At 47.7% G+C, this 12,989-nt stretch carries 16 protein-coding genes and 1 pseudogene; 11 read left to right on the top strand and 6 right to left on the bottom strand.

Annotated elements, in window-relative coordinates; all coding sequences use genetic code 11:
* The 3 genes from ACWKX3_RS21410 to ACWKX3_RS21420 form a co-directional block, all read left to right on the top strand.
* A partial coding sequence (locus ACWKX3_RS21410; protein ID WP_454542409.1) for an AzlD domain-containing protein occupies positions 1 to 216 on the top strand: 216 nt, incomplete at its 5' end.
* 20 nt (positions 217 to 236) lie between these two features.
* Complete coding sequence (locus tag ACWKX3_RS21415; RefSeq protein WP_454542410.1) at positions 237 to 617, top strand: RidA family protein; 381 nt, start codon at positions 237 to 239, stop codon at positions 615 to 617.
* 284 nt (positions 618 to 901) lie between these two features.
* Positions 902 to 1,831 (top strand): Rpn family recombination-promoting nuclease/putative transposase, encoded by a 930-nt coding sequence (locus ACWKX3_RS21420; protein WP_454542411.1) that lies wholly within the window; start codon positions 902 to 904, stop codon positions 1,829 to 1,831.
* Here the strand turns inward: ACWKX3_RS21420 and ACWKX3_RS21425 are convergent.
* Together ACWKX3_RS21425 and ACWKX3_RS21430 are read right to left on the bottom strand one after the other, a co-directional pair.
* Complete coding sequence (locus ACWKX3_RS21425) at positions 1,828 to 2,439, bottom strand: DUF2913 family protein (RefSeq protein ID WP_454542412.1); 612 nt, start codon at positions 2,437 to 2,439, stop codon at positions 1,828 to 1,830. The genes ACWKX3_RS21420 and ACWKX3_RS21425 overlap by 4 nt on opposite strands.
* A 125-nt stretch (positions 2,440 to 2,564) precedes the next feature.
* A complete protein-coding gene (locus tag ACWKX3_RS21430; protein ID WP_454542413.1) occupies positions 2,565 to 3,560 on the bottom strand; it encodes a DUF6685 family protein in 996 nt (331 codons plus the stop codon).
* Positions 3,561 to 3,629: 69 nt separating this feature from the next.
* Here ACWKX3_RS21430 and ACWKX3_RS21435 point away from each other — a divergent pair, with 69 nt between their 5' ends.
* Together ACWKX3_RS21435 and ACWKX3_RS21440 are read left to right on the top strand one after the other, a co-directional pair.
* Complete coding sequence (locus ACWKX3_RS21435; RefSeq protein ID WP_454542484.1) at positions 3,630 to 4,178, top strand: hypothetical protein; 549 nt, start codon at positions 3,630 to 3,632, stop codon at positions 4,176 to 4,178.
* A 119-nt stretch (positions 4,179 to 4,297) separates the two neighbouring features.
* On the top strand, positions 4,298 to 4,714 hold the full coding sequence (locus ACWKX3_RS21440; RefSeq protein WP_454542414.1) for a hypothetical protein: 417 nt from the start codon (positions 4,298 to 4,300) through the stop codon (positions 4,712 to 4,714).
* Here the strand turns inward: ACWKX3_RS21440 and ACWKX3_RS21445 are convergent.
* Positions 4,711 to 5,562: an SDR family oxidoreductase gene (locus ACWKX3_RS21445; protein WP_454542415.1), complete on the bottom strand. Its 852-nt coding sequence runs from the start codon at positions 5,560 to 5,562 to the stop codon at positions 4,711 to 4,713. The genes ACWKX3_RS21440 and ACWKX3_RS21445 overlap by 4 nt on opposite strands.
* 101 nt (positions 5,563 to 5,663) lie before the next feature.
* Between ACWKX3_RS21445 and ACWKX3_RS21450 the strand changes: the two genes are divergently transcribed.
* The 5 genes and pseudogenes from ACWKX3_RS21450 to ACWKX3_RS21470 all read left to right on the top strand — a co-directional run.
* The gene (locus tag ACWKX3_RS21450; RefSeq protein ID WP_233480009.1) at positions 5,664 to 6,068 is read left to right on the top strand and encodes a winged helix-turn-helix transcriptional regulator; all 405 of its coding nucleotides are present in this window, start codon (positions 5,664 to 5,666) and stop codon (positions 6,066 to 6,068) included.
* Between the two features lie 113 nt (positions 6,069 to 6,181).
* Complete coding sequence (locus tag ACWKX3_RS21455) at positions 6,182 to 6,427, top strand: hypothetical protein (RefSeq protein WP_454542416.1); 246 nt, start codon at positions 6,182 to 6,184, stop codon at positions 6,425 to 6,427.
* A 27-nt stretch (positions 6,428 to 6,454) separates the two neighbouring features.
* Entirely contained in the window at positions 6,455 to 7,474 is a 1,020-nt protein-coding gene (locus ACWKX3_RS21460) for an alpha/beta hydrolase (RefSeq protein WP_454542417.1), read from the top strand.
* A 493-nt stretch (positions 7,475 to 7,967) separates the two neighbouring features.
* Entirely contained in the window at positions 7,968 to 8,444 is a 477-nt protein-coding gene (locus ACWKX3_RS21465) for a hypothetical protein (RefSeq protein WP_454542418.1), read from the top strand.
* A gap of 9 nt (positions 8,445 to 8,453) precedes the next feature.
* Positions 8,454 to 9,449, top strand: a pseudogene (locus ACWKX3_RS21470) (IS91 family transposase); the annotation flags it as partial.
* Between the two features lie 134 nt (positions 9,450 to 9,583).
* Here ACWKX3_RS21470 and ACWKX3_RS21475 read toward each other — a convergent pair.
* Complete coding sequence (locus ACWKX3_RS21475) at positions 9,584 to 10,003, bottom strand: Exc2 family lipoprotein (protein ID WP_454542419.1); 420 nt, start codon at positions 10,001 to 10,003, stop codon at positions 9,584 to 9,586.
* A gap of 184 nt (positions 10,004 to 10,187) precedes the next feature.
* Between ACWKX3_RS21475 and ACWKX3_RS21480 the strand changes: the two genes are divergently transcribed.
* Complete coding sequence (locus tag ACWKX3_RS21480) at positions 10,188 to 11,348, top strand: colicin-like pore-forming protein (protein ID WP_454542420.1); 1,161 nt, start codon at positions 10,188 to 10,190, stop codon at positions 11,346 to 11,348.
* Positions 11,349 to 11,366: 18 nt separating this feature from the next.
* Here ACWKX3_RS21480 and cui read toward each other — a convergent pair whose 3' ends face one another.
* A complete protein-coding gene (cui, locus tag ACWKX3_RS21485) occupies positions 11,367 to 11,891 on the bottom strand; it encodes a colicin immunity protein Cui (RefSeq protein ID WP_454542421.1) in 525 nt (174 codons plus the stop codon).
* Positions 11,892 to 12,211: 320 nt separating this feature from the next.
* Positions 12,212 to 12,865, bottom strand: a complete 654-nt coding sequence (locus ACWKX3_RS21490; protein WP_454542422.1) for a recombinase family protein — start codon at positions 12,863 to 12,865, stop codon at positions 12,212 to 12,214.
* Positions 12,866 to 12,989 lie beyond the last annotated feature (124 nt).

Below are 12,989 nucleotides of genomic sequence, written 5' to 3' on the forward strand. Positions count from 1 at the left end.
CGCGTGAAAAAGACGCTTCGCTTTGTTCCCGTAGCAGTTCTACCCGCAATAATTACCGTCCAGATTCTGGGTGTCAATTCACATATGGAGTTTGATCTTCACAACCCCAAGGTTATTGCCGCGATTATCTGCACGTTGATTAGCTTCAGGTTTGGGCTGGTTTGGGTTGTTATCAGCGGGGTCGGCTCGCTGGTTCTGTTAAACACCTTGATGTAACTGCAGAGAGATATAGTGTAATGACTGTTATCAATACAAAAAATGCCCCTGTGGCGATTGGCCCTTACGTTCAGGGTGTGAACACGGGAAACATGGTTATAACCTCCGGGCAGCTACCGGTTGATCCTCTTACCGGCATGATGTCAGCCGCGATAGAAGTTCAGACATTTCAATCCCTGGAGAATGTCAGAGCCATAGTGGAAGCTGCCGGACTGACTGTTGCGAACATCATGAAAACCACGGTATTTGTGAAAGACCTGAATGATTTTTCCGCTGTGAACGTTGTTTATGAAGCTTTCTTTACGAAGTACGGAGCACCTTTTCCAGCACGCTCCTGTGTCGAAGTCGCGCGGTTACCCAAGGATGCAAAAATAGAAATTGAGGCGATCGCTGTAGTGTAATAACTGGCTGACAGCAGTCCTGTGGGCTGCTGTCAGCATACTTTAGATTTATAATTCATTGATAAACAAGTAAATTGCCATTTAAATTGACTGCTTAACAGCGTTTACTGTTCCGTTACTCCCCAAACCCCAAGGTAGTAATCGATGATGAGAAAAGAAGTTTAAGAAGGGGACCGAACCACCCCGGAACGATCCCCTGAAGGAATGGCAATTCCGTTCACCGCCAATATTAGCTTTTTCCGGGATGTGATAACATCTCCGGGTCATTTTTCAGAGCCAGGCTGATGAAGAAGAAAAGCAGCACACCCACTCCCCACGATGCCACGTTCAGGCAGTTCCTGACGCAACCGGATATTGCCAGGGATTTCATGGAAATTCACCTGCCTGCAGAACTGCGCTCAGTCTGCGATCTCAGCACACTGAAGCTGGAGTCCGGCTCGTTCGTAGAGGAAGATCTCCGCCAGTATTTCAGTGACGTCCTCTACAGCCTGAAAACCACAGCCGGTGACGGATATATTCATGTCCTGGTCGAGCATCAGTCAACGCCGGACAAACATATGGCTTTCCGCCTGATACGCTATGCGGTAGCCGCCATGCAGCGCCACCTGGAGGCAGGGCATAAAAAGCTGCCTCTGGTGATACCGGTGCTGTTCTATACGGGTAAACGTAGCCCGTATCCGTACTCAACCCGGTGGCTGGATGAGTTTGACGATTCGGCGCTGGCAGGCAAGCTCTACAGCAGCGCTTTCCCTCTGGTAGACGTTACGGTCATTCCGGATGATGAAATCTCTGGCCATCGCAGTATGGCCGCACTGACTTTACTGCAAAAGCATATTCACCAGCGGGACTTGGCAGAACTGGTTGACCGACTGGCGCCCATCTTGCTGGCCGGATATCTGTCTTCATCACAGGTAATATCGCTGGTACACTATATAGTGCAGGCAGGCGAAACATCAGACGCCGAAGCCTTTGTACGCGAACTGGCACAGCGTGTGCCGCAACACGGAGACGCACTTATGACCATCGCACAACAGCTTGAACAGAAGGGCATCGAGAAGGGGATTCAGCTCGGTGAACAACGCGGCATTGAAAAAGGCGAGCGCGAAGCCACCCTTAAAATTGCCCGTACCATGCTGCAGAACGGCATTGACCGTAATACCGTCATGAAAATGACCGGACTGACTGAAGACGACCTGGCGCAGATCCGCCACTAATCCCCCTTTCCTGGCACTCCCTGTCTGGCCATCAGCGAATACTGGTGGGGCAGGGAGGCACCAGACTCAGGCTCTGCCTGCCAGCCACAGCGATTAAACAGCTTCATCACCCCCGCTACGTTCCCAGTCAGACGCGCTGTCAGCGGATTTATCTGTCGGCCGCTGTCGTCAAAAGCAACATCGAGGTTGGCCCGTGAGAGATAAATGCCGTTCACGCCTGCACTGAGCGCCACAGCATTCCGGCCGGACCATTCCCGATCGCTTAGCAGACGGTAGTTCCAGTGCATATCTTTCGCTGTTTCCAGGGCATACGTCAGCCGGAACAGGTCGTTCTGCTCGGACAACTCACCTGTGCAGGAACGCCAGAGGTAATTCAGCTTGCTGGCCAGCTTCGCGCTGACGCCCAGCTGGCGTCCCTGTTTCAGAAGCCATTCAATATCGGGTGTAACATCGCGCGAAAACCGACGTTGCTTAAGCGCAGTCGCAAGCCATCGGGTAAGAAAGAGATTTTCCTGTGCCGGCGAGAGAACGCCACTATCCTGTCTGGCCAGCGCAAGTGCCACCAGGGCGCACCATGCAAGATGGCCCGATTTATCTGTCAGCGTCAAGCTGGCCTACTCCCTGTATCAAAACTCGTTATACGAGGCAGCTAGCGTCGGTATTAATCCGGGCCATAGCATGCTTCCGTCAGAATAATAACCGATCGACACTGAAATTTTAAACTCCGTCGGGATTAGGGGCCTTCCAGGGATATTGTTTCAGCCGTTTGTATCGCCAGCAGATTCAGTTGTTTACCAAAATCCGGAAAGCCTGCAGCAGAGAGTACATCAGCAACAGCACTGGCTCTGGGATGGGCTCGTTCAAGCCAGGCGAGTCTGAGAGCAACACCTGCTTTCTCCGTATCATGCATGTTACGTGGCAATTCGGAATGACCAAACGGGCATTCAAAGGCATTCATTGCGTCGAAAAAGCTGCCGAAGAGTTCATCAGCCGGAACAGCAAACAGATGCCATTTCTGACGTATAGCGGAGATCATCGGCACATTTACACCGTAGCGACAGAGTCTGCCGGTTAGTGGAACCGCAATGCCTAGGCGGCATGCCTGATAGCGGGCAGCGCCAAAATGGTGTGAGCCACCGTCGTTCAGCCAGTAGAATCTCCGCTCTGCCCACGGGTATTCAGCAAACAGCATCCGGTCGAGCCGTAATTCCCAGTGACGCATATTTTTCTGCAGGTGCTCTTCAGTCACGGGTTCAGCCAGCTCACGGCATCTCAGTAAGGGAAACTCATCGATGTCCCGGATATCATGATCCATAGATTTCGAGGCCGAAATCCCCCGGATATCCGTGATGTCGCATGAAAAATGAGGGACATTTTCTTTGCTAATCAGCTGCTGAACCTCAGGAACAGCAAGTGCATGGCTTTCAAGCTGGCGCTGGAAGCCCGGTTTGCGGTAGTCGATCGTCCAGGGACGGGAATGAAATGATGACAGAGAAAAAGACATCCAGTCCTGCCAGTAGACCACAGACCGTGTCCAGAACGTGTCGACAGGGGCGATGATCGGACAGGGAATTAGCTGCCCGGAAGCAATCGCACCCTCCAGGCGGGCGGGCCTTCCCAGAGAATGCAGAATCTCCTCACGTATCCAGCTAGCTGTTCTGCGCCAGACAGAAGGCCTGGTTTCTGCCGCCTGATCGACAAATATACCTCTTCCCGGTTCATTGCTCATATGCTTTCCCTGATGGTCATATTGGGGTCAGTTTGGATATCGAAAACTATTGTACGTTAAGGTTGTTTTTTGACCTTTCTACTTTGGCGGGCCTCAGCCGACGAAACTTACCGGAAGACGATATCCGGTTGCTTTTCCAGAAAGCGGCATGACCTTTTACACGCTGTACATGCACTTTGCGCCATGGCTGGCCTATCCTATCCGGAGCAGGACAGCACGGCGTTCAAAGTCGCTGACGGCCAGCACCTGAAGGCGTATGTGGATTATTCCCGGCAGTGGGTCGCGGCGGAGCTGCCGCCCGGCACGCAGGTGACATGGAATAAGGAGATTCATACCGACACCTTGACCGGGGCCAACGGGCGGCAGTATGCGCACGTCACGCTGGAGGAGCCGATCACGGGCTGCATGAGCCTGAAAGCCGGCGACAGGGTGTGGACAGTGTGCGACAAGGGGAGTCTGATTCCGGCCCGCGATAGCGCCATCCGCCTGGCGTGGAGGTCCCCGTTCCTGCCGCCATCACGCGAAACCCTGCAATTTGATACGGTGGTGTGCCCGCCCGGCCGGGGACCCGGTGGGCCATCTGGTGTATTTTCAGGTCCCCAGAGAGGACGGGCATGAAAAACGCTATCAGGTGCACATTGAATGCCTGACAGCGGACGACCAGCCGCGCTTCCTGAGCAACCCGGAGGGCGTGGTGCGCGACACGCCCTCCGGGTTGCTGTCCGAAGGATATACCGGTGTACCTTCAATTCAACATCGGAGACATACAGAAGGGCCTGATAACCACGCAGACCGAAACGGTGATGGCGCTGTCCGGGCAGGCTGTGAAGGACAAAGAGGATAAACGCTACTGGCCGGAAGGATCGTCGCGCAGGCTGCTGGCGAAATCGGATTTGCAGCTGCTGAACAAAATCGATAATCCGAAGCAGGACTGGTATTACCTGGAACAGTACCGGCGGGCGGTGCAGAACCGGTCAATGCGCGATCACCTGTACAGTCTGTGCGTGCCCCCCACTGCGAGTAGTACTACGCCTAATAAAATAACGGCTCATAAAGAACCGTTATTTTTACTTATCGCAATAGATGGAATGAAGAGGGGTAACTCAGATCTCCAATTAAAACATAACAACTTAATAATTAAATTTTTTTGTTAAATATCACTCAGCGCTTCTTTTACACAATCTGAGATTGGTGTTGTTTTTCTTCCAATTAATTTTGATAGATTGCGTTCATCATTGAATAGTGCATCTTTTGATGCTCCAGTATCCCATGATGCAATTGCATCAGCAAAGTCTTTTGGAAGGCCAGCTTTTTTCAAAGCTGAAGAATAATCATCTTCTGAAAGATTACAGTAAGGTGTTTCTTTTCCACTTTGCTTGGTTATTTCTTCGGAGAGATTTGTCAGTGTATAGAAATCATCCCCGGCAAGCTCATAAGTTTTTCCCTTATGCTCGTATTGTGTTAAAGCGATGACTGCAGCTTCAGCATAATCTTTTCTAGGTGCAGATGATATTTTTCCGTTACCTGCACAGCCATAGAATGCTCCGAGTTGCAGTGCCGTTTTAATTGAATTAGTATAATTTTCTGAATACCAGCCATTACGAAGGATCGTATAATCAACCCCTGAATTTTTAATATCTAATTCTGTCTGAACATGTTCCGGAGCAAGGTTTAATGGTGAACTATCAGCATATAAGAAGCTGATATAAACAATATGCTTCACGCCGGATTTTACTGCAGCATTGATAACATTTTTATGCTGGATTGCACGCTTCCCAATTTCATTTGCTGAGATAAGTAGTAATGTATCAACATCTTTTAGTGAATCAACCAGTTCTTCTGGCTTCGTGTAATCAAATTTACGTACAGTGACGCCAAAAGCATCAGCCTTTTCAGGTGTTCTTGCCAGAGCAATTATCTGTGATGGCGCTAATTCTTCTTTCAGTTTGTTAATAACCAGATGCCCTAATTTTCCAGTAGATCCTGTAATCGCAATTTTCATGTCATCTCCATTTATCGTTCTTTCGTTGTATTCTTACAGTTCATTGGTTAATATACATGAAATGAAATTATTGGTAAGTACTTACAAAAAGGTAAGTGTAATTGAACGCTAGCGAAGAGAAGCAAGTAACAGAAAATGAAATAAAAAAAAGCGACTGGATCCGTTGTGATGTTATGGCTAAAGGTTGTCCATCGAGAACTGTTTTGCAGCACCTAAGTAGTAAGTGGGGCTCTCTTATCCTTGTTGCTTTGTTATCTGAGAAGCATCGGTTTAGTGGTTTGAAGAGAAAAATTGATGGCATAAGTGAAAAAATACTATCCCAAAACTTACAGTTACTTGAGTGTGATGGTATGGTAATAAGGCATTCATTTAATGAAATCCCGCCTCATGTGGAGTATTCCCTTACAACACTTGGTAAAGATGTCGCTATAAAGTTACAGGAGTTGATTCTTATCATTGAATCCAGTCAGGAGTTTTTTCTAAACAAAAAAGAGGAAATTAAATGAAAATATCTGAAATTATTCTTGTTGCAAGTGCTTTACTAATTACTTCAGCATACACATATGCTAAAGATAATATTGTTTAGGTTGTAACGTTAAAGATAAAAACTGATGTGTCGGTGGCGGGATTTTATAAAATTGAGCATGATATTGAGATTCAGCATATTTCCAAACAAAAGGGTTTTATTTCAAGGAAGTCTGCTGTGGGAGATAACCATGATTGGTTGGTTATTGTTCATTGGGATAGCGTTAAGGATGCTGAGGTTTCTATGAGTTCATTTATTGACGAACCGGCCGCAAAAAAATTCACGAATAGTATTGATGCTAGTTCAATGAAAATGAGTAGATATGTAAAAAATGATTAATGATTTATTATCACAGCTGAGGTTTCTATGAAGTCTTCAAAAAAAATAGCTTTTATGGCAGTTTTATCTTTTTCCATACTATCACAAGTTTCACTAGCTCAGGTTGATGTCATGAATGATAAAGAATTTAATGAGGTTAGAGAGCATTTGAAATCTGGTTTTCCAGGTATTCCTGATAAGGATGTATTGCAGTACTTAAAAGATGGTGGTAACTATAAACCAGCGCCTGAACTTTTAAGTTTGAGTGGTGTTCCCAAGGGGGAAATAACCGAGCATACTTTGGTGAAAAGTAAAGCTTACCCTGATGCAGAGCATAAATACTGGATTTATATTCCAGCTAGTTATAATGATAAAAAACCTACAAGATTGATGGTTTTCTTAGATGGTAAATCTTATTTAGAGTATGGGGAGGATAAGAAGTATTCATTCCCAGTTCCCAATGCCTTAGATAATTTAATTTATCAAAAACAAATCCCACCAGTTATAGCGTTATTTATTGAACCAGGTAGCAAAGGGGATGGGCTACCTATTTATGGTGGTAAGGATAATAGAAGTTTGGAGTATGATTCAGCGGATGGGAAATATGCTAACTTCTTAGTTGATGAGGTATTACCTCTGATTCAGAGTAGATACAATATAGCTAAAGATCCTGAGTGCCGTGCAGTCATGGGGGCTAGTTCTGGAGGTTCTGGAGCTTTTGGTGTGGCCTGGCATAGGCCTGATGCCTTCAGGAAAGTTATTTCCTCAATAGGTAGCTATGTTAATATTCGTGGTTCTGACCATTATATCTCTGCAGTAAGGCAAGAAGAAAAAAAACCTATAAAAGTGTTTTTACAGGATGGTAAAAATGAAATCGATACGGTTTTTGGTAACTGGAAACTAGCTAATGAACAAATGGCATCATCTTTAGATTATAAGGGCTATGAATATAGATTTGAGCAAGGTGATGGGGGGCATAATTATGTTCACATGGCCTCTTTGGCTGGGGATGCATTTCGCTGGATATGGAATGATAAGGCAGATGAAGATAGCTGCATTATAAAATAAATGAAATAACATAAGGGGCGCATAACAAATTTATTTTGTTATGCGTATTCTATAGTGTCATTAACTATGCGGTTGATTTTTTATTGGAAAGGCTGGTTATGATTCCATTTTGTTGTCTAGTTTAATCGATTACAACCATAAAGATCGGTGAGTGAACGTATGAGTAACGATGAGCCTAAGTCTTTATCAGTAAGTTGCCATTTCCATCAAATAATACTATTAGATATCTGTGAGTTATAAGAAAATGAGTGAGAGCTTATCAAAAAAACATCGTCACAGCTATGCTGATGTGTATTAGTCGCGACTTGATCTGACACATGGCATTGAAAGGTTGAGAGTTACCGGTTTTGATATGGGTGTCGAATCCTTATACAAAACAGAACGTAGCGCCCTTTCAGGGCGAGCGTCACGGCTTCGCCGTTCCGATGGTGTTCATGACCGGCACACAGCTTTATACTCTGCGGTATGTTAATTTCCGCAGGAATTCATCCGCATGGCCCGCAGCAAAGCCCCCAGAAAACGCAAACCCGGTAAATCAGGTAAACCCACTGTAGCCCGTGTTCCCCCTCCCTCTTATCCAAACCGTTTTATGGTCACCTTACCCCCCGACACTGACGGCCATGAGCCTGATGAGTTCTTCTACGAGACGCCGGCAGAAGCCATACAGCACTGCGTCCGCCTCGGCCCTCAGTTTTTCCTCGACACGCAGTTTTATCCGCCACAGGTCACGATTATCCGCGGCTTTGAGCAACATCCCGGAGAGGCGGATGAAACCGGATACGACAGTATTGATGGCGCGATGACCAAAAGCATGCCCCTGGATGAGTTCATGACTTGCACAGAGCTGGAGATAATGCCGGTCTCCTTCGACCCGTGGGACAAATTCACCGACAACTGGGCCGACAGACCCGGCTGCGACTGCGGGCAGTATGTCGATTTTCGTTTCACCGGAAAAATACCCGGACTGTAATACTCCGGCATGTATATCCCGCGACCAGCAAAGCTGCTCTTCACCACCGATGACGGCTGGAACCGGTATATGGATAAACACGGGAACACTCTCAGCCCCTGGACCGTTCTCTGTGTCGAGCGCATGCTCGCCTGCGGCACTGCTGCCATGGGGGTGAAGCGATACTGCTGCGCCTCACCGGACTGTACCCACTCCCGCTTCTTCTGCCAGACCTGTAAATCAAAAGGCTGCAGCTCCTGCGGACATAAGGCCACGGAGCAGTGGGTGTCGCAGCAGAGCCACATCCTTCCAGACTGCGACTGGCAGCATATCACCTTCACCATGCCCCATCTGCTGTGGCCCTTTTTCAACAATAACTGGCCTCTGCTCAATGCCCTGTTCCGTGCCGCCACCCGCGCCATGCTCCGCTGGGCCAGAAAACAGGGCGTGGAGGTCGGTATTTTCTGTGCCCTGCATACCTACGGTCGCCAGCTCAACCAGCATCCACACATTCACCTCTCCGTTACCCGCGGTGGGCTCGATGTAAAACACGGCACCTGGCGCGACCTCTTCTTTAAGAAGCAGGCCGTGGAGGAAATCTGGCGCGGGGCCGTCATCCGGCTGCTTCGCCACAGTTATGACCTGATTAACCCCGGCAGCCTGCCGGGGCTGGGGCATATCCGCGATAAAAAACAGTGGCAGCGTTACCTTCAGGCCCAGTACGGACGCCGCTGGAAGGTCCACTTCGCCAAAAAGACCCGGGGCGCGTGGCGTAGCGTCAAATACCTGGGCCGGTACCTGAAACGGCCCCCGGTGTCGGCGGCGAAGCTGAGGCACTACAGCGGCGGCGCGGTGGTCCACCACTATTACGCCCACCGTACACAGCAGTACCGGCAGCAGACGCTGACCCAGGAAGAGATGATCGGGCGCAACATCAGTCATATCCCGGAGAAGCATTTTAAGATGGTGCGTTACTACGGTTTTTTGTCAAACCGTAAACGGGGAGAGTTGTTGCCAAAACTATATGGGGTCAGTTTGGATATCGAAAATTATTGTACGTTAAGGTTGAATTCTGACCGTCTGGACTGTCCTGAGTGCTTTACTGATAACGTAAAAGCTGGTTTACGTTATCAGTACGGAATTACGTACATTCCTCTTTGCTATTCAATTCCGTCATAGCCATCCATGTATGTGGCTGATATTGCTTCGCCCATCGCCTTCAGTACTTTTGGTGGCGGTGTGCTGCTGTCGTTGTAGATTCTGCCTGCAAATTTCTCCTCTGACTGAATGGATTTCAGGAATTCCTCGCTGTGGAACTGACTGACGCGCTGTTGCATTTCTTCCCGGGATACGCCTGCAGCTCTGTCCTTTATACCCATTTCATGAAACTGTCTGAAGAAAGGCACCATAAGCCGGGTACTGTCTGCTTTGTTGACATAAAAATTGGGGTTAAACCCGTCATCTGCGGCATGCACATACTGTCGGGAATGCCGCTCAGCACTTGTACCAGGAGTGCAGGCCGTGGTCACCAGAGTAACACTCAGCACTGCACAGAGCAGTACACCAGATGTTTTATTCATGGAAGCTCCTTTTTGTAAACCATATGTCCGTCAGTGGGTTGTAATGCACGCTTATCATATACTGCTCATTTTACAGGCGCTATTGACACCTGTAAAAACCCGACTTAGCATGAGGGTACTGTATGTATAACAATGTGTTTATATACAGATATGGATTACTTTACCTGTTAAGGAGAAAAAGGCTATGAGTGGTAACGGTGGTGATAATGCTCACAACAATGCATTTGGTGGTGGTAAGAATCCCGGTGCGGGTAATTCCGGTTCCGGAGGGGGGGCGGGTTCTTCCGGAAACGGGGGACATACCGGTGGATGGAGTTACAACCCGGGTAAAGACGGGCCTGCAAGCACAATAGGCCCTGACGGAAAGGTTCATATAAATATTACCGGAGGCATGGAGCGGGATAAAAACAAACCCACAGGAAACGGGGGCGGGAAAGGTTCTTCAGGAGGAAATGGTCAGGGGCAGAATAACGCTGCAGGTGGCAGTGAATGGAGTTTTGATTCAGTCTCCGGGACTTATTCCTCATCAGATAATAAAAAGGGACTGAAGAGTATAAAGATTGAATCAGTTAATTCCTATATTGTGGTCCTGAATGCATTTCCCTCAATGCCGTTTAAAGCCACTGCTGTTAACGGCGATATAAATAATATTAAAGTCGATTTCAGCAGTAAGTGGCGCGGACCGAAAGATAAACACAACCGGCTGGTCAGGGATATCGTAAAGAAATTCATCGAGTTCAAACGGAACGATGAAAAAGAAGCTCTGATGAAAGCCAGCGAAATCATCACAGATATGGGGGAGAAAGTTGGCAAACATCTTGGCCAGAAATATAATTCCGTGGCTAAAGACATTGCAAATAATCTCAAAAACTTCCAGGGCAGAACGGTGAGAAGCTATCCTGACGCCATGAAATCGGTGAACAAAGCTTTGTCAAACCCGAACATGAAGATCAACAAAGGTAATAAAGATGCGCTTGTCAGTGCATGGAAAAGCGTGAATGCCGGTGATTTGGCCAATAAAATGGGCAACCTGAGCCGGGCATTTAAAGTCGCAGACGTGGCGATTAAAGTTGAGAAGGTCCGGGAAAAAAGTATCACCGGCTACGAAACAGGAGACTGGGGGCCACTGATCCTGGAAGTGGAGTCATGGATTGTGGGCGGCGTGGCTGGCAGCATTGCTATGGGGCTATTTTCTGCCATAGTCGGGAGCGCGCTTCTAAGTGCTGGTGCTTCTGTAACAGTGGTTGGGATAATGGGTATTATTGTTGCGGTCACAGTTGCATCCATGATTGATGATAAACTAGTGGATAAAATAAATAATGAACTAATTCGACCTGTTCATTAACGAAACCGAAAGGCGGTATTACCGCCTTTCTTTAATTAATTTACATGAAATAACCGGAACAAGAAGAATAAAGTAAGTCATGAAAAAAACTGAAAGATACAGTCCGATATAAAACAATAATAACGTTGCATCATTACCGGACATTAATTTCACAGGCCTGCCCGCAGTAGTTAGCTCTACATCCCTGAATAAAAGCATGTATACATAAAAAAAATAAAAGAAAGGGCCAAACAAACACGCACGAATTAGAGGGGGGCGTTTGTAAGGTGTGATTATTTTTCTTTTCCCAAATGAAAATATAAAAAGGACAAATGCAAAGAATGGAGCTGTCTTGCAATAGACATCCATGACTTTTGTCATCAGTGGATTTACCCGTGATGTTACTGCGGGCAGACTTGCAGTTCCTGAGGCTATATCATTCAGTAGCGGCGAGCCGGGATTATATAAATATAAGGCGAAAACAACCAGTAGCGGGACAATGCCAGTGGCCATAAAAAGGTACAGCATCCTGTTTGCAGCTTTATTGCTTTCAGCTTCGGTCATACTCATTTTCTTTAACCTCTCCTTTGCCCTGTTCTGCCTGTTTTTCCTTTAGCCTGTAAGGCACTCCTCAGCTATGATACGTTTGTTTTTTGCTGAGTCTATATATTTGTAAATCACCGCGCCGGACACGCCCATTAACTTGCATACTTGCGCACCAGGAGTACGTTTACCGTAAACTCACATCAATTCGCATGGAGAGCGGCGACTGGCTCCATACCACATCCTGGTTGATTTCGTCATGACCTCTCCTGACGGCATGGCAGCCCGGGGCTCTTACCATTATTAATTCCTGAGTATATGAGCGGCTATAATCCCTGGCATTATATGGGGGAAGCATCAGAATCCGATTGCCGGTACAGGGCCTGGATACGGCATATCTGGGAGGGACTGTATCCCGTTGCATCTGCCGTTTCACGTATGCTGAGCTTTTTTATCTGCCGGTAGTACAGCACCTTCTGATGTCGTTCCGGATCGGCCTGTTTTCCCCGGTATTTCCCCAGCGTATGGGCCCGTTCAATTCCCTGTCTCTGGCGATGGCGGCGACTCAGCCAGTCCTTATGTGACATTGCGGCCATCAGATCGATAAGCATGTTATTGATGGCGGCTATCACGGCGCGGGTGACTGGGTCAGCCTGCGAAGGATCTTTCTCTGACAGCGCCTGCCATGAGGTGGGGACATCCAGGCTGACAATCCGCAGCTCGTGTTGTTCGATCTGTTTTTTCAGCGTCATCCAGTCGCTGTTGCTGAGACGGGTCAGCCGGTCTATCTGCTCGACCAGCAGGATATCATTGCGATGACTGTCCATCAGTAAGCGGCCCAGCTCCGGGCGGTCAAGTTTTGTCCCGCTGATATTCTCCCGGTAGTAACTGGCGATTTTATGCCCCCGCTCCTGAACGAACTGCTCCAGCATCTCTTTTGCCCGATCGGCGAACTGATCTTCCGTCGATGCCCTTAAATAAGCTCTGATGAACATTTTTTCACCGCATTATCGCATTTAGGTTATTGCATTTACTCTATCGCATATAGGTTATGTCATTCATTGTGTGCCGTCACGTATTGATTATGGCGTCAGGGTGTACCCTTATGCGATAAACAAT

The sequence above is a fragment of the Enterobacter sp. UPMP2052 genome, assembly GCF_053709675.1.